Annotated in this window: 15 protein-coding genes; 6 read left to right on the top strand and 9 right to left on the bottom strand. The window is 61.6% G+C overall.

Going from position 1 to position 15,833, the window contains the following annotated elements; translation table 11 throughout:
- The first annotated feature begins 112 nt into the window (after positions 1-112).
- Together ABL308_06810 and ABL308_06805 are read left to right on the top strand one after the other, a co-directional pair.
- Complete coding sequence (locus ABL308_06810) at positions 113-922, top strand: DNA methyltransferase (GenBank protein XBQ17586.1); 810 nt, start codon at positions 113-115, stop codon at positions 920-922.
- Between the two features lie 11 nt (positions 923-933).
- Positions 934-1,812 carry a Dam family site-specific DNA-(adenine-N6)-methyltransferase gene (locus ABL308_06805; protein XBQ17585.1) on the top strand — a complete coding sequence of 293 codons (879 nt, stop codon included), beginning with the start codon at positions 934-936 and terminating at the stop codon, positions 1,810-1,812.
- Here ABL308_06805 and ABL308_06800 read toward each other — a convergent pair.
- Entirely contained in the window at positions 1,790-3,781 is a 1,992-nt protein-coding gene (locus ABL308_06800; protein ID XBQ17584.1) for a hypothetical protein, read from the bottom strand. The genes ABL308_06805 and ABL308_06800 overlap by 23 nt on opposite strands.
- Positions 3,782-4,420: 639 nt before the next feature.
- On the opposite strand from ABL308_06800, the gene ABL308_06795 reads away from it, so the two are divergent.
- Positions 4,421-4,993, top strand: a complete 573-nt coding sequence (locus ABL308_06795; GenBank protein ID XBQ17721.1) for a recombinase family protein — start codon at positions 4,421-4,423, stop codon at positions 4,991-4,993.
- Positions 4,994-5,008: 15 nt separating this feature from the next.
- On the opposite strand, the gene ABL308_06790 is transcribed toward ABL308_06795, so the two are convergent.
- From ABL308_06790 to motA, 7 genes are all read right to left on the bottom strand, one after another.
- Entirely contained in the window at positions 5,009-5,539 is a 531-nt protein-coding gene (locus ABL308_06790; GenBank protein ID XBQ17720.1) for an RES family NAD+ phosphorylase, read from the bottom strand.
- A 193-nt stretch (positions 5,540-5,732) separates the two neighbouring features.
- Positions 5,733-6,140, bottom strand: coding sequence for an antitoxin Xre-like helix-turn-helix domain-containing protein (locus ABL308_06785; GenBank protein ID XBQ17583.1), 408 nt, complete (start codon positions 6,138-6,140; stop codon positions 5,733-5,735).
- Between the two features lie 119 nt (positions 6,141-6,259).
- A complete protein-coding gene (locus tag ABL308_06780; GenBank protein XBQ17582.1) occupies positions 6,260-7,318 on the bottom strand; it encodes a hypothetical protein in 1,059 nt (352 codons plus the stop codon).
- 278 nt (positions 7,319-7,596) lie between these two features.
- Positions 7,597-8,499 (bottom strand): WecB/TagA/CpsF family glycosyltransferase, encoded by a 903-nt coding sequence (locus ABL308_06775; protein XBQ17581.1) that lies wholly within the window; start codon positions 8,497-8,499, stop codon positions 7,597-7,599.
- 272 nt (positions 8,500-8,771) lie between these two features.
- Positions 8,772-10,625 (bottom strand): tRNA (5-methylaminomethyl-2-thiouridine)(34)-methyltransferase MnmD, encoded by a 1,854-nt coding sequence (mnmD, locus tag ABL308_06770; GenBank protein XBQ17580.1) that lies wholly within the window; start codon positions 10,623-10,625, stop codon positions 8,772-8,774.
- Positions 10,626-10,664: 39 nt separating this feature from the next.
- The gene (locus ABL308_06765) at positions 10,665-11,309 is read right to left on the bottom strand and encodes a hypothetical protein (protein ID XBQ17579.1); all 645 of its coding nucleotides are present in this window, start codon (positions 11,307-11,309) and stop codon (positions 10,665-10,667) included.
- 68 nt (positions 11,310-11,377) lie between these two features.
- Positions 11,378-12,247, bottom strand: coding sequence for a flagellar motor stator protein MotA (gene motA / locus ABL308_06760; GenBank protein ID XBQ17578.1), 870 nt, complete (start codon positions 12,245-12,247; stop codon positions 11,378-11,380).
- A gap of 240 nt (positions 12,248-12,487) precedes the next feature.
- Here motA and ABL308_06755 point away from each other — a divergent pair, with 240 nt between their 5' ends.
- The 3 genes from ABL308_06755 to ABL308_06745 all read left to right on the top strand — a co-directional run bounded on the left by ABL308_06755 (position 12,488) and on the right by ABL308_06745 (position 14,511).
- On the top strand, positions 12,488-12,841 hold the full coding sequence (locus ABL308_06755) for a type II toxin-antitoxin system RelE/ParE family toxin (GenBank protein ID XBQ17577.1): 354 nt from the start codon (positions 12,488-12,490) through the stop codon (positions 12,839-12,841).
- Entirely contained in the window at positions 12,838-13,143 is a 306-nt protein-coding gene (locus ABL308_06750; GenBank protein ID XBQ17576.1) for a Fis family transcriptional regulator, read from the top strand. The genes ABL308_06755 and ABL308_06750 overlap by 4 nt, the downstream gene beginning before the upstream one ends.
- A gap of 78 nt (positions 13,144-13,221) precedes the next feature.
- Positions 13,222-14,511 carry an MFS transporter gene (locus ABL308_06745; GenBank protein ID XBQ17575.1) on the top strand — a complete coding sequence of 430 codons (1,290 nt, stop codon included), beginning with the start codon at positions 13,222-13,224 and terminating at the stop codon, positions 14,509-14,511.
- Here the strand turns inward: ABL308_06745 and ABL308_06740 are convergent.
- Positions 14,508-15,791, bottom strand: coding sequence for a lytic murein transglycosylase (locus tag ABL308_06740; protein ID XBQ17574.1), 1,284 nt, complete (start codon positions 15,789-15,791; stop codon positions 14,508-14,510). The two genes, ABL308_06745 and ABL308_06740, sit on opposite strands and share 4 nt — an antisense overlap.
- Positions 15,792-15,833 lie beyond the last annotated feature (42 nt).

Genomic DNA, 15,833 nt, shown 5'->3' with positions numbered 1-15,833 from the left:
TCTCGATATTTACGCGAATGAACTTAGCGTGACTTTTTCGCTCCTGGCGCCCACCTAGCCCAGGACTTAGTCGCTTGTTGAAGAGCGTCAGGCAGAGGAAGAATAATCCAAAATGACTGTTGAGCTGAATCGGATCATACTCGGCGATTGCATCGAGCATATGAGAAAAATCCCTGACGATTCTTTTGACCTTACGATTGCCGACCCCCCTTACAACTTGAGCAAGGGCGGAAATTGGTCGTGGGATCAATCGGCAAAATTACCGGGCTTTGGCGGTGCGTGGTCGAAGGTCATGGCTGAATGGGACAGTATGTCTCTGGGAGAATATCTCGAATTTTCGATTGCTTGGCTCACTGAGGTAAAGCGCCTCACTAAACCGACCGGCTCAATATGGATACACGGCACTTATCACAATATCGGCGTCATCAATTTCGCACTTCAGATGATTGAAGTCGAAATTATTAACGAGGTCGTTTGGTATAAACGAAATAGCTTTCCCAACTTGTCTGGCCGACGACTGACAGCAAGCCATGAAACTATCCTCTGGGCTCACACTGGTGGCGCAAAGAACAGAAAGTACTACTTTGATTACGAAGGCTCGAAAAGCTTTTCTGCTAAGAATGACCTCATGAAAGAAGCTGGCAAGCAAATGCGAACGGTTTGGGATGTTCCCAACAACAAGCTTCGGTCCGAGATAGCGCTAGGAAAGCACCCCACACAGAAGCCTCTTGCCCTCATCGGGAGGATGCTAATGATCTCAGCGCCTCAAGGCTCATCCGTTCTCGTGCCGTTTTGCGGTTCGGGGACAGAGTGCATTGCGGCGAAAGATCATGGTTGCGACTTTCTTGGCTTTGAAACTGATGAAGAATATTTCGAACTGGCGAATCGGCGCCTAGAAGGCGCAGAAGCTAGGTTGGTGTAGGGGGCCCATTAGTGTTTACAGCCAGGACGGATCGCTCAGTTCCATCTTTGATTAAATGGACTGGGAGCAAGCGGTCTCAAGCAACACAAATCGCTCGCATTATTCCCCCATATAACCGGTATTTTGAGCCCTTCCTGGGAGGCGGGGCGCTGATGTTTCTCGCAGGGCATCCCGGTGCTGTGGGGGGCGATGTATACCGGCCACTCGTAGAACTTTGGCGGCTGATCCGAGACAACCCGCAGGAGCTATCCTCCCACTACCGATCTCATTGGATGGCGCTAAGCAAAGAGCTCGATGGTATCGATCTTTCTACGATGACGCGCGGGAATGGAATACCGGTTACTTTTTACGAGGTTCGCCGTAGATTCAATAAAGACCCCAACCCGTTCGACCTCAATTTCTTAATGAGAACCTGTGTCAACGGAATAGTCCGATTTAATGATAGCGGCGAGTTTAACAACTCCTTTCACCTCTCACGAAGAGGTATGATCCCCGAGAAGTTCGACTCGATCATCCGCCGCTGGAGGCCCTATTTAAGTGGTGTCGAATTCGAGAATTGTGACTATCGAGCGCTTCTCGATGCCGCGACAGCAGGAGACTTTGTATATCTAGACCCACCCTATGCCGGAACTAAACAAAGGTACTCGGAGACGCTTAACCTCGACGACCTATTTGCCGAACTGGACCGCCTTAACACGCTGGGCGTAAAATGGGCACTTTCTTTTGATGGAAAGCGCGGCGAAGCAGATTTCACGTACAATGTTCCCTCCGAGATTTTTAAGGAGAGGCTTTATCTCGGCAGTGGAAATTCTGCTGTCAGAAAAGTCTTGAGCGGCCCGATCGAGCGGGTCGAAGAGGCGCTTTACATCAATTACCACTCATTACTCTGATCGAAAGGATTTTATTGGCCTTAAAGTTCTTCGATATGTGATTCGCGATACGCTCACCCAATTTTGAGTGATGCTCGATGCTAATGATGCAGGAATCGCGCTCCGCGAAGCACACTAGAAACGTTAAGTCTGTTTTGGTCGATTTTTCAATAACCGGCTTATAGATATCGTCTCGCGAGATGAAGGCATCCGCTGAGGCAAATGTATACTCCGACGGGTTTATGCTTTTATTGGTGTGCTGCCAACCCGCCGCACCCTCACGACTGATACTTGGTGGAGAAGCCATCAGATATTTTATATACGCAATTAACCTGGGCCCGATATTTTCTTCAACTCCGGATTGAGATTCTTTTGATTCAATTGAGAGAATTATCGGCCTACTCTCAACTCCAAAAATTTGGAACACATGATCAGGGCGCTTCATGTTAGCCCCGCTAACGCGAGGAAGAGATAGCCAACGATATTCGACTGATCGATCTCCGCCCAGGATGGAAACGCCACTCCAATCGCCGCCAGGTGGGTTGCACATCCCTTCGAAAACATCAGGGCCGGCGAGACGAGAGAGCGCAAGGTGCAGGGCGGTGTCTACGTCGTTCTCACCAACTCTTCGGGGCTCAGGCGTCACACAAAAGCTGTTGATGGTTACCGTCGCAATTTGCTTCTCCCAATGAGACCGCAAATAGGCACGCGTTTCAGCGCTGTCAGTTGCCGAATCGACCAGCAAGCCAGAGCTAGCGTCTAAAATCGCTTCCCACAGCCCGTTCCTCTCGGCCAGATCACCAGGCTTTTCCTCCAAGTCCTTCCAGGTACTTTTCGGCGCTGGCCCGTAGACGAACGACAGGAGGTCCACATCCTCTCCCACTAACATTCTCGTGAGCGGCGGAAGCCCGCGATCAGGTCGAGCATCATCTCCACGCGGCTTGAATCCCATGATCCAGCATATGGCGAGGGTCGACTCATTGGAGAGCCAATCACGAAAATCCTGTGATAATCCCTTATATTTTTCACTAATAGCGGCGGCAAAGCGCGCGCGATCTTTGGCGGGGATCAGACACATCGGGAGATTTTTGGACGTCAGGCCGATTCCATATTCCTTCCCCAGGTCCATCACTTCTTTTGCTCTGTTGGTGAGAGCTTCGATATAGGCGGTCTTCGACCATGGAAGGGGGGCCTTCTCGATAATGTAGTCGGTCAGTGAACCCCCGTCGTTGACGTGCCGGAAAAGCTCTTCCCATTGCTCCGCTGTAAGAGTTTCGCCCCGCCTCGCCGATTTGGACCGGATACTAACGAAAGAAGCCACCCGCTTCTTCAGCACCTCATAGGTCTCCTGGGCGTCTTCGCCGCGAACCAATTGCCTTGTAAAATCAAGCAGCTCCTGATCAGCAAACGCAGTCTCGAAAATCTCCCGGGAATTCGAATCCGCACCGGGCGCGGTAACAAAAATAGGGAAGACGGGCGTACCAGCTTTGATCGAATAGGAAAGGTAGCTGAAGGGCACCGCCGGATTGGGCATCCGCGGAGCCTTACGAGTTCGATTCCTATCGAGTTCATATCCACCCAACTCAGAAATATAGAGGTAGGGAATGGCCGCTGCGGCGAATGAATAGGCCCTCCCACTGCGCTGCCAGGCCTGGTTTCCTGCGGGAAGAGCCCCACAGAATTCGATGGCAAAGAGTAAATGCTCCTCACCATCTTCCACTGCTGTAACAATTACATCCGCGGCTTCTCGCAACAGGCCACCACGCTCTATAATCGAATCCAATATGTTGTGGTCCCAACGGCCAAAACCCGGGAACATCACCAGCTGCATCCTCTCCCGGGTTGTTTCTATTTCAAACATCGGACAGGTGATGGAGCCGAACGGGCCATTTGTAGAAACAAAATCGCGCGCAAGCGCCATTTCAATAAGAGAAAGGGTCCGCTCGCACTCTACAATATTGTCGCCGTGAATATGGAGAACCCGGTTCATTTTTAACCCTTGTTAAACTTGTTTATATCGAGAAGCGCGCATGGGCAGGAATTGTCATAGGCCGCACAACAGGTATCGGCACCACCTTATCGAAGCGTTTACGCGGCCACGGTCGAAAAAGACGAAAGATCAACGCCTTACTGCAGAATCGATCTAACGGACCGAAATTTAACAGCGCTGAGGCGGCGCTCGAAATAAAATCTTCCGGCCATAAATGTCGCGGTCTGGCTCAGGTCGCTAAAAGAGGACCATCATCCAGAAAATTACGACAACGAAACCAACTGGAGAAAGGTGGAGCGGGCTTCTGCGCCTCATGCGATCCCCATTACGATTTTAGCTTTGCAGAAAAGCTACTCGATCTCCCGCGTACGCTAAAATTACTAGCACCTTACACCCCCGTCCCGTCTTATAGTTTCCAGCCATAAAATATCGTCTCCGGCTTTCTGCGCTTCCGATGTGGGCTGACCTCATCGGAATAGCCAGTCGGAGGATTATCCTAAAAACGTTCGTTTTTGCGAGATCGCCACGCTTGGCCGCGGTGATCCGAAAGTCTCGAAATATTTCTCTCAAAACCCTTTCTCGTAACGATACCTCTCGTTTATACTGCGAGCAGCGTTTTTGAGAGAAAGGGGCAGGATGATGCTGGTTGGTTACGCGCGGGTCTCCACTCAGGAGCAGGACGCCGAGTTGCAACGGGTTGCACTGAAAGAGGCCGGCTGCGAGCGGATATTCGAGGAGACGGCTTCCGGCGCGCAACGGGATCGACCTCAGCTCGCCGCTGCCCTCGAATATATGCGCAAGGGTGACACGCTCGTGGTGTGGAAGCTCGACCGCCTTGCCCGTTCGCTCAAGCAGCTCATCGAAACGGTCGAGCGTCTGGACGAGGTAGGTGTCGGATTCAAGAGCATCACCGAGAGCATCGACACGACCACGCCCGGCGGACGCCTTATATTTCACATCTTCGGCGCTCTGGCCGAGTTCGAGCGGTCGATGATCCGGGAGCGAACCATGGCCGGGCTATCAGCCGCGCGAGCAAATGGACGCATCGGCGGTCGACCAAGGGCGTTGGGCCAGGATGACCTGTCCATCGCAACTACACTTCTCGCGAATGAGACAATAAGTGTAGCTCAGGTCGCCGCGCGGCTGGGCGTCTCGCCAGCAACGCTTTATCGGCACATTCCCGGTGGCAGATCATCGCTTCGAGACGAATAAGCTCTGAAGGCCGATTTAAACTCGAACAATTTCAGGTGTCGGGCCTCCACTCCAGGTGAACCTGAACGTATGACCCTGCCGGATATTCTGAACGATGTGAGGCCTGAGGGCGACTAAACACTGTCCCTCAGGATGGCGCACCGATGGGTACAATATCCCGGGATAGCCTGCGCGGAGCACTTCTCCCGCGAGCTCCTGACCTGCAAGGTAGCCAGCATTGGTGTCTGGGCTCAGTGCCGCTGAGTCGCGCTCTCCCATTAGGTCGATCATTCGACTCGTAAAACCAGCGATTAGCTCCCGATAGTCGGTAACGTTCTCGAAAACCCCTGTGTTTTCCAGCTCACGGGTTAGGTGCCAGCTAACTTCAGCCTGAGCGGTTTCCTGCATTTCCACGCCCCACGCCGCATACCATGCTCCACGATCAGACCCATTGAAGCGGTTACCGGTTGGGCGAGTGTAGCAGAAGGCCGCGTTCACATAGGTGGAGCCGTAACCGTGAGCTGGTGTAAGAAGCTCTGAGCGCCGGAGCCCCGCGGGGAGAGGCATATCCCTGTCTTGGCGACGAGAGGTGAGGCCCTCTAGCCGCTCCAAAATCTCGAGCTCCGCCTCGTCGTCAACAAGGGGCCTCATCGCCGGCTCATCGATGTGAGCTGTTGAAATCAGCCTCACGGTCGACTCTTCCGTAAACGTACGCTCCGGAAGCCCGCGGGGCGGATTTTGAATTGCCAACTCAGGCAAACTAAACCCCACCCCGGAGCGCATCGATATGCTGACGGACGTTCGCCATTGCCGGTATGCCGCCCTCGATCATGTAATCGACAGGCCTGCGGCCCTGGTACGGTTCGCCGCGGTTGGCCAGCGTAGGCCAGCCGAATGTAAGCGGGCCGTTGAATAAAAGCCTCAGCGCCTTGTACGTCCCTATGATGAGGCTAGCCCGAGTAACTTTGTCACGATCAAGATTACCGTTGAACGTTCCAGACTTCATTCGCCCCCACGTAGCAGGCGCGACATCAAATAGCTGAGCGGCTTCATCGTTGGAAAGCTTCCATGCATCCATGACGCGTGCGACAGCTTTCACAATTGTGGCAACCTCGTCCCGGTCGGTAACGGGATTCACAATCGCTTCGTTGATTTCGACGGCTACCATCTTCCCCTCCATATGAGGCGATTATATAAATCATATGATACCGTTCTGTCAACGTTCTAATGAGCGGAATGATCCGGAGCCCGCTTCCTGGAGCGGACGAGACAGGGTGGCTTCACAGGTCACGTCCACGTTTTTTGTCTTAGCGCGTCCGCTAACGTCTCGATGCTTGGCTCGCCATTGAGAAATAGCTCAGGGACCGCCGCCGGCTCCTTGGGGTCTTTGCTATCAAGCACAAAATACCGGTGCCCCATAATTCCTTGAGGGGAGACCTTTCGAAAGTCAGTCGGCACCAGCCTATCAACGAGATAGAAGCGAACCTCCTCGTCTCGAAGGCTGTAAAATGGGGAGCTATCTGCGATCCCGAACATCCTGGCCTTAAATTCCGCGGTGATGTTCACCGGGCTTAAGGGCTCCCAAGGAAGCCTAAAATTTTCAAGGATGCGAATATCGTCACCTTCAAATTCAACGACGACTACACCGCGGACTCGTCCAACCAATCTGACTGACTTGTTCTTGTAGATACCGATGTATTTGCAGAAGCTTTTCGAACGCCCCGGCTGATCGTGATAAATGTTCCAACGCTCATTCTGCTCGAAAGATGTGCCGCAGGGATTCACCAGAAGTCGGTTCTCTGAGATAGGAATAAGATCGGCCTCGACGAGGAACGTGTGAAACTCGTCAACGATATCGTTGATTTGCGTTCGAAACTCCGCCGAATTATTCCGGATCAGCTCGGCGAGTTCTGCGAAAGTGCTCTGAACGAACCGCACTCCCCCGCTCTCACAGATCGCTGATAGTCGCTGAGCGTGCTCTGCATCCAAGGCGTCTTTCGTCAGCCCGAGAAGCGCCGTGCTCGGCACCAGTGGCTCATGCTGCCGGATCGAGGAGACGTGGGCTCGTATTTGATCCTCGGTGATGTAGTCATTCAGCTTGGTTTCAACGTACAACTTGAATGGCGGTTGATGGATTAGGGCGTCTGGAATGCCCGTACCACCTGAAACCCTTATTTGATTATTGAATTGCGGGCCGACTTGGCTCTCTGTCTCCGTTAGCGAGGTGAGAACAGCCGCGAAAAGCTCCGGAGCCAAGCGATACACCTGAGACAGGAGCACCAGCACGGCATTCGTTACCAGATTCTCCGGCTGCTTATAGGGTGGGAATAGGGTGACCTGCCGCAATCGCTTCGTCCGCTTTCCGCCGAGGCCGGCGAACCTCTAATCCATTGCCAGCCGTTGCCAAAGCTCGCCCGATTTGTGGGCTAAGTCACCCACAAAAGAAGCCGCATTGCAACTCGTTGCAGAGCCAACCAATTGATATATTGTCGATGTTTCCATCGACTTGCTCTGCCCATCTTTCTTGACATCGTAGGGGTCACAAGTTCGAATCTTGTCGCGCCCACCATTCTCTTATCCGACCGATTAAGCGAGCCGGCCTGCTGCCGCGCAGCGCCGTTCGATTAGAGCCCTCGCGCGATTTGGCGTTCGAAGCGGCGGAGCTTGGCACGCGCTTTGCGCCATTCCAGCCAGAGTAGACCGATCTTCGGACCTTCGACGAGATAACGCCGCCACATGCGCCGCGGCTCCTCGGCCAGCCGGTGCAGCCATTCCAGCCGCGCCCGGCGCATCCAGACCGGCGCCCGCCGGGCCTTGCCTGAGAGAAAATCGAGCGACGCGCCGACGCACAGTCCCACCCCGGTGCAGTCGCCGCGAACAAGGCACGCCTCGGCGATCATCTCCTGCTGAGGCGAGCCCACGCACAGAAAGACGAAACGGGCCGGATTGTCCGCCACGAAGGCCGCGCATTCGGCGATCGCCTCGGGATTGTTGCGCAGGCCCATGGGCGGCGCGTGCCAGCGCACGTTCGTCAGATGATAGCGGGTCTTCAGCGCCTCGATCACGGCCGCGTCCGCGCCGATCACGGTGACCGGCTCGTCGCGGTCGATGGCGGTCTCGAACAGCGTTTCGGTGAGGTCCGAGCCCGGCGTGACGTCGACGCTCTCACCCGACAGCCAGGCCAGAAGTTCCAGCACCCGGCTGTCGCACACGGTCAGCCAGGCCTGGGCGTAGAGCGGGGCGAGCACGCTGTCGCGGCGCAACCGCACGAGATGGTCGACATTCGGCGTGACCACGAAGGCGAAGGGCGCTTTCGGGTCACGATAGGCGATGCGTTCGAGCGCGGTGTCGAAACCGATCCGGTCGAAGGCGGAATTCAGGAACCAGACATGGCGCGAGCGCTTGCGGCGGTCGGGTCCCGACCAGCCGGTCTGATGCGTCACGCTGCCCTCGCCCAGCACCATCTGTCCCGTTTCGCTCCACGTCGCGCCGCTTTCAGGACTGAAGGCGCAAATCGCGGGCCGCATCCGACCGGGCGCCGTGCGGCATCTAGATGGCGAACCCCGAGACCCGGACCTGAATGATGAACTCCGCCGGCCTGATCGCCGCCACGCTCACGCTCTGTCTCGCCGCCGCCTTGCTGCTCATGGACGCGCGGCCGGCGCGTGACGGCGCGGTGATGGAACTTCAGACAGGCCCGGTGACGATCGCGGCGGGTGCGCCCGGCGCGCCGGTCCGGTTGGTCGCGGAAACCTGCGCGCCGGGCTGTCCGGCGCTCGCTCTGCGGATCGGGCGGGGCTCAGCCTCGGCGCAGCGCGCGGAAGGCGAAGCGGGCCGGGTGCAGCGCCTCGGCGCCGGAACGCTCGAGCGCAGCGGGCTCGCCGAAGAGGGCGGAGACCACATCCTCGGCCAGCAGCGGCGCATGGGCGAAGCCGCGCGCCCCGAAGGCCGATAGGGCGAGCACGCGGCTCGGCCCTTCCGCGTCTTCCGGCGCCGGCCCGCCCCGGGCGTGATCGGCCCAGTCCTCAGAAAAGCGATCGCCCGGCAAGGGGCCTGCGATCGGCAACCGGTCAGGCGCTGCAGCCCTCACCCCGCCCCAGCCGTCGACCATCACACCCAGCTTCAGGCCGGGCAGCGCCGCAGCGAGTTTGCGCAAAGCCGCTTCGGCAGCGTCGGGCGCCCCGGGATCGGCTCTACGCCGATGGGTCGCGCCGATCAGCGCGCGCCCAGGCCTCAGCGGCGCCGCGTATCCGCCCCAGGCGACCGGTATCCGTGGAGCGCCGGCAGCTTCGAACACGCCGACCCGGCCCGCGGTCGCTTCGATCGGCAGGTCGTTGGCGAGGGCTGCCCCCTGCCAGCCGCCTGCGAGCAGCACGGCCGCATAGGCGCCGAGCGCCCGGCCTTCGGCCCCGCGCAGCACGATTTCATCGCCAGCCGGGTCGAGCGCGAACACGCGCGCATCGAGCGGCTGAACCTGCCCGGCGAGATCGGCGATCAGCCGCGCGGGTTCGAAACGTCCGGCCGCCTGCATGAACAGGCCCGGCCCGGCTCCCGTTTCTGCGTCATCGTGATCGGTCCAGCTGAACCGGTCGTCGAGCGCCTCGGCGAGCCGCGCCAGCCGCTCGGGCCTGTCCTCGCTCAGTCGCAAGACGCCGCCGCCGGTGAAGCCCGGCCGGCCATCATACAGCGTCCGCGCGAAGTCGAACGCAGCGAGCAGGGCGCGGTTGTGCGGCCGGTCGGCGGCTTCGAGCCTCGGCGTCAGCAGGCCCAGCGGCGCGCCCGAAGCGCCCGCCGCCCAGCCGCCTTCGGCGAACACGTCAGGAACCACGCCGCGCCGTGCGAAGGCTTCGACGAGGCTCGCCGCAGCGACGCCGCCGCCGATGACGGCGACCGGACCTGATACAGAGCGCGGGCGTGGGAAGGGCGTGACGCGTGGCGGCGCCGCCGCGCCTTGATAGACCGCTTCGAGGCGTTCGCGCTTGCGTCCGAAGCCGGGCTTTTTCTCGACGGCGAACCCCGCCTCGGCGAGGCCGCGCCTGACCGCGCCAGCTACGGTGAAGGTCGCCGCCGGCGCGCCGGGTCTTGATAATCGGGCGATTTCCGCGAACAGGGCCGGCGACCACATGGCGGGGTTTTTGGCTGGAGCGAACCCGTCCAGGAACCAGGCGTCCGCCGCGAAATCCATCTGCGCCAGCGCTGCCGCCACCGTGTCGTGAAACACCGTGAGCGTGACCCGGCCGTGTTCGAAGACGCGGCGGTGCGGACCCAGATGCGGGCTCGGCCAGGCTGCGATCAGCGCGTCGGCCAGCGGCGCGATTTCGGGAAACGCCGAGAGCGCCCTGGCGGCATCTTCACGGCGCAGCGGAAAACCTTCGACGGAGACGAAGTGCAGCCTCGCGCCGGGTCTGGCGGTGCGCCGGAACAGATCCCAGAGCGCGAGGAAATTGAGTCCCGTGCCGAACCCCAGCTCGCCGACGACGGTCGGCGTTTCATTGAAACGCGCAGGAAAACCCGCCCCGGCGAGAAACACCGAGCGGCTTTCTTCGAGCCCGTCATCGTTGGAGAAATATACATCGCCCGCCTCCCGTGCGACCGGGCCGGGACCCGACCAGTCGAGCTCGGGATGGGGGCGTTTGAGGGTCGGCGCGCTCATGGCGGCTCAGTGAGCCCGCCTGAGGCGCGCTGTAAAGCCTCAGCCGCGTTCAGGCGTGCAGCGGGCGTGTTCGGCGTCGGTGTGATCGCAGGTGTCGTGATCGTGCTCGGCGCACGGGTGGACGTCGATATCGAGCTCGAAGCTGGGCACGTACTCCCGGTCGCCGTCGTCGCGGTCGATCGGCTCGCCCGCGCCTTCGAGCTCGGTTTCGCCTTCCACCTCGATCGAGCCGTCGAGCGGCTGGTCGTTGACCTGCACGTCGCGTTCGAAGGCGTCGAGATCGGGTTCCCGGCCTCGGAAATCGGCCGGATCGTCGTCATCGCTCACCGCGCGGGCATAGGCGTCGGCCGCGGCTTCAAGGCCGGAGCCGAGCGCTGCGCCGGCCGCGCCGACATGATCGCCGGCCGATTCCAGCGCGTCGAGCCGGTCATGGCGGTGCTCGACCCATTCAGAGCGCACCTGAGCGGCGACCGCGTCCATCGCCTCGGCGGTCTCCTCGGCGATCTCGTCGCGTTCGTCGTCGCCGCTCTCCCAGCCCTCGCGCATGGCTTCGCCTGCGCTCTGGGCGGCGTCGCCGGCTTCACGCGCGGCGCGGGCGGCGTCGTCGTCGCCAGCCTCTCCGCAAGCGGCGAGCGCCAGGGCGGAGACGGCGAGAAGGCTCGATATGTGAAGGCGGACAGACACAGGCGCCTCACGGTTGCTTGAATAAACAAACGCGTGAGGCGCCGGGGCTGTTTCGGTCGAGGTCCAGTCTAGGCGGCGGCCGGCGCGTTGGAGACCGCTTCTTCGAGCTCGGCAAAGCTGGGCTGGAAGGTCGAGGGCACGCTGCCGCGGCCGATCTCCACGCTGATCTGGGCGGCGTTGCCGTGCAGGTGGCTGACCAGCACCGCCTGGATGATCTTGTAGAAGATCGCTTCCTCTTCGTAGATCTGGTTGAGGCGCGCGGCGATCGGGCCGACCATGCCGTAGGCGAGGAACACGCCCAGGAAGGTGCCGACCAGCGCGCCGCCGATCTTCTTGCCCAGCACAGTCGGCGGGGCGTCGATCGCGCCCATCGTCTTGATGATCCCCAGCACCGCGGCCACGATCCCGAGCGCGGGCAGGCCGTCAGCCATGGTCTGAAGCGCATGGGCGGGCTGGGCCGCCTCGTGATGGTGCTTTTCGAGCTGCTTTTCCATCGCGTCCTCGACCTGGTGAGGGTCTTCCAGGTTCATCGTCATCATCCGCAGCGTGTCGCAGATGAAGTCGACCGCGAAATGGTCCTTCATGATCTTCGGATAGGCGTTGAAGATCGCGCTTTCGTGCGGCTTCTCGATATGGCTTTCCAGCGCGATGACGCCCTTGGTCTTCATCGTCTTGGTCAGCTGGAACAGCAGCGTGAGCAGGTCGACATAATCCTGCTGCTTCCACTTCGAGCCGCTGATCAGCTTGCCGAAATCCTTCAGCGTCTGCATCACCGTGCCGAAGGCGTTGCCGATCAGGAACGCGCCCGTCGCCGCCCCGCCGATCATCATCAGCTCGAAGGGCAGCGCCTCGACGATGATGTCGAACTTGCCCCCGGCGAGCGTGAACCCGCCGAACACCATGCCGAACACCACCAGCAGGCCGATAATCTGAAACATCCCACCACACCCGTTCTGAGCGGACGTTCCGGTGAGGCGCGCGCGGGTTTCTCCCGCGTCTGGGCCGCCTCGCCCGTCCGATTTCGGGACGGTTATAGGCCCGGGATGCTTAAGGCCCGGTTTGCGCCGCGTTAGGAGCGCGGAAAGAAACGGAGCGCCGCCGCGCCCCGACGAAAGGCCCGGCCGGATTGAACGCGTGAACCTTTTGCGGTACATTCGGCGTCGAGTTAGAGGTGCGGCTTGGCGACGTCCCGCAAGCAGATCAAGGCGGTGTTCTACAGGACGGCTGCGGGCGCCGAGCCGGTCCGTGAATGGTTGAAGACCGAGCTCGATCAGGAAGAAAGGCGGACGGTCGGGATCGACATCGCCACGGTCGAATTCGGCTGGCCGGTCGGCATGCCGGTCTGCCGACCGCTCGGCGAGGGGCTCCGCGAGGTTCGGTCTTCGCTTTCAGGCGGCCGGACCGCGCGTGTTCTGTTCTGCGTCGCCGGGGACCGCATGGTTCTTCTGAGCGCGTTCGTGAAGAAGAGCCGCAAGACGCCGCAGGCGGAGATCGAAAAGGCCCGGAACCGGATGAAGGATCTGAAGCGATGAGCAGTGACGATCAGGACCGCGACGAGGATGGCTCGATCGGGTCGGGGTTCGACGCCTTCCTGCGCGAAGAAGGGCTTTATGAAGGGGTCCGCGCGGCGGCGATCAAGCGCGTCGTGGCCTGGCAGCTCGCCGAAGAGATGAAGCGCCAGGGCGTCACCAAGGTCGAGATGGCGCGCCGGATGGAGACCAGCCGGAGCCAGCTCGACCGGCTGCTCGATCCCGACAACGACAAGGTTGAACTGGCCACGCTGGGGCGTGCAGCCCGGGCGCTCGGCCGCGAACTCCAGATCGAGCTCGCCTAGGACGGCGCCGCCGCGCGCAGATCCGTCCTGCGCGCCTGCGCATGGACGCACCCGCCGGGCGGGCGTAAGTCTGGGGGCGTGACCCCGCCCTACGACCCGTCCTCGCCCTCCACACCGCAGCAGCGCCGGCAGGCGTTCCGGCTGCTGTTCGTGTGCCTGATGGCGACCTCGATCGGCAATTCCATGCTGTTCGCGATCCTGCCGCCGCTGGCGCGAGAGCTTGACGTGGCCGAGGTCTGGGTCGGCGCGATCTACACGCTGTCCGCCCTGATGTTCCTTCTGATGAGCCCGGTCTGGGGGGCGCTGTCGGACCGCTACGGACGCCGGCCGATGATCGTGCTGGGGCTCGCCTCTTTCGCCTTCTCCTGCCTGATGTTCGCCGCCGGCGCCTGGGCGGGGCAGGCGGGATGGCTGCCGCCCATGGCGGCGATCTTCGCCATGGCCGCGGCCCGATGCCTGTTCGGCGGGCTGGGCAGCGCGACGAACCCCGCCGCCCAGGCCTATGTCGCAGACCGCACCGCGCCGTCAGAGCGCACCCAGGCGCTGGCCGCGCTGACCGCAGCCTTCGGGCTGGGCGCGACGATCGGCCCCGCGCTCGCCGCCGCCTTCGCAGAGCGGATCGGCATCGCCGGCTTCATGGCGGCTGTGGCCGCGCTGGTCGCGGCCGGGGCGGTCGCGGTGCGCGTGCTGCTGCCCGAGAACACCCCGCCCAAGCAGCAGGGCCGGCCGATCAATCCCTTCATCCAGTTTCGCTTCGCGCTCGATCCGCGCCTGACCGCCTTCGTGGTGTTCGGCTGCGTGATGTGGCTGAGCCAGGCCGCCAGCCTTCAGGCGCTGAGCTTTTACGTCATGGACCGGCTCGCCCTCACCCCGGACGAGGGCCTGCAGCTCGCAGGCGTGGCGCTGACCGCGGGTGCGGCGGCGCTGATCTTCGCCCAGCTGGTGGTGATCCCGGCGCTGAAGACCAGCCCGCGCGTACTGATGGTGTTCGGCGCGCTGATGGTCGCCTTCGGCAACGCCGAGATGGTCTTCGCCGACAGCTACGGCACGATCGTGTTCGGCTATATCGTGAACTGTTTCGGGTTTGGTCTGTCGCGCTCGGGATTCACGGCCGGGGCTTCGCTGGCCGTGGGGCCCGCCGAGCAGGGCCGGGCTGCGGGCATCACCACCGCAACGGCGGGGCTGGGCTTCCTCATCGCACCTGTGACCGGGCTCTGGCTCTACCAGACCCTCACCCCGGCAGCGCCCTTCGCGCTGAACGCGGCGCTCGCTCTGGCCGGCCTCGCCCTCGCGATATTCCACCCCAGGATCCGCGCCGCCGCAGCCAGAGCGCTCGACCGCGACGACGAGGCGCCAGGGCCGGTTTAGTCCTCCTCTGCCGGAGGCACGCCGATCACCTGTTCGTAGGCTTCAGCGCCGGCGTAGCCGTCGGCCTCGAGCCCCTTGTCCTGCTGGAAGCGCTGCAGGGCGGCGCGGGTGTTGGGACCCACCACGCCGTCAATGCCCTGAGTGTCGTAGCCCAGAGCGGTCAGCGCGGCCTGAAGGTCGCGGGCGTGAAGCCGGCCGAGCGGGGGATTGGCTTCAGGCCAGCCGCCGGGCAGATCGCCGGAGCCTTCCAGCGCCTTGGCCAGATAGCTCACGCCCAGCGCGTAGCTGGTGGAGTTGTTGTACCGGAGGATCTTGTCGAAGTTGGGATAGGCGATGAAGGCCGGCCCGGCGCCGCCTGCAGGCATCAGGATCCGCGCCTCGATGCCCTCCGCGCCGTCGAACGAACCGTCGGCGGCCTCGATCCCGCGGTCCGACCAGTCCGACACGCTGCGGCGGGTGCGTTCGGACCAGGCCTCGTAGTCGAAATTCTCCGGCAGGCGGACTTCCTCGACCACGGGCTGGCCGCGCTCCCAGCCGGCTTCGGCGAGAAGATTCGCCGCCGAGGCCAGGGCGTCGGCTTCGCTGTCCCAGATATTGCGCCGTCCGTCGCCGTCGAAATCGACCGCGCGCTCGATATAGGTGGTGGGGATGAACTGGGTCTGGCCCATCGCGCCCGCCCAGCTGCCCTTGAGCTGGTCGCGCGTGGCGTAGCCGCGCTCGATCATGGTCGCGATCGCCTTGAGCTGGCTTTCGGCGAAGTTCCGCCGCCGTCCGTCCCAGGCGAGCGTGGCGAGCGAGCGGACGATGTCGAAATTGCCCATGATCTCGCCATAGGCGCTCTCCAGCCCCCAGATCCCGGTCAGGATGTCCTTGTCCACGCCGTAGCGCTCTTCGATCCGGCCGAGTTCAGCCGACACCGACGATTGCGCGCGCCGGCCGTTGCTGACCCGGGCGTCGCTGACCGCGCCTTGCAGATACTCCCAGACGGGGCGGACGAATTCGGGCTGGTAGGCGTCGCGTTCGAGCACCACCGGATCGGGGGTGAGCCCGTCGAGCATGGAGCGGACGATCTCGGGGTCGGCTCCGGAGTCCAGAAGCTCCTGCCGGAAATTCGTCCGCCAGCGTTCGAACCCGGGATCGGTCTGGGTCGCGCCGGTCTCGGCTGCGGAACCGGCGCCGGTTCCGGCCTCGGCCGCCGGCGGGAAACCTGCGCTCGCACAGCCCGCCGCCAGCGTCATCGCGCCGAGAAGTCCGGCCGTCTTGAGAAAGCTCGAAATCATGCACCGCCTCGTTCGGTTGTCCGCCCCGCGGCGGAGTCTAAC

Origin of the sequence: Oceanicaulis sp., from assembly GCA_040112665.1 — a bacterium.
Taxonomy (GTDB): domain Bacteria; phylum Pseudomonadota; class Alphaproteobacteria; order Caulobacterales; family Maricaulaceae; genus Oceanicaulis.
This window is presented reverse-complemented; position numbering and strand designations above follow the sequence as displayed.

What these genes read in the sequence shown, in the direction of transcription:
- ABL308_06810 (XBQ17586.1), top strand. Translation starts at nt 113, where the DNA reads ATGACTGTTGAGCTGAATCGGATCATACTCGGCGATTGCATCGAGCAT.
- ABL308_06800 (XBQ17584.1), bottom strand. Translation starts at nt 3,781, where the DNA reads ATGAACCGGGTTCTCCATATTCACGGCGACAATATTGTAGAGTGCGAG.
- ABL308_06795 (XBQ17721.1), top strand. Translation starts at nt 4,421, where the DNA reads ATGCTGGTTGGTTACGCGCGGGTCTCCACTCAGGAGCAGGACGCCGAG.
- ABL308_06790 (XBQ17720.1), bottom strand. Translation starts at nt 5,539, where the DNA reads ATGCCTCTCCCCGCGGGGCTCCGGCGCTCAGAGCTTCTTACACCAGCT.
- ABL308_06785 (XBQ17583.1), bottom strand. Translation starts at nt 6,140, where the DNA reads ATGGTAGCCGTCGAAATCAACGAAGCGATTGTGAATCCCGTTACCGAC.
- ABL308_06775 (XBQ17581.1), bottom strand. Translation starts at nt 8,499, where the DNA reads ATGCGGCCCGCGATTTGCGCCTTCAGTCCTGAAAGCGGCGCGACGTGG.
- mnmD (XBQ17580.1), bottom strand. Translation starts at nt 10,625, where the DNA reads ATGAGCGCGCCGACCCTCAAACGCCCCCATCCCGAGCTCGACTGGTCG.
- motA (XBQ17578.1), bottom strand. Translation starts at nt 12,247, where the DNA reads ATGTTTCAGATTATCGGCCTGCTGGTGGTGTTCGGCATGGTGTTCGGC.
- ABL308_06750 (XBQ17576.1), top strand. Translation starts at nt 12,838, where the DNA reads ATGAGCAGTGACGATCAGGACCGCGACGAGGATGGCTCGATCGGGTCG.
- ABL308_06740 (XBQ17574.1), bottom strand. Translation starts at nt 15,791, where the DNA reads ATGATTTCGAGCTTTCTCAAGACGGCCGGACTTCTCGGCGCGATGACG.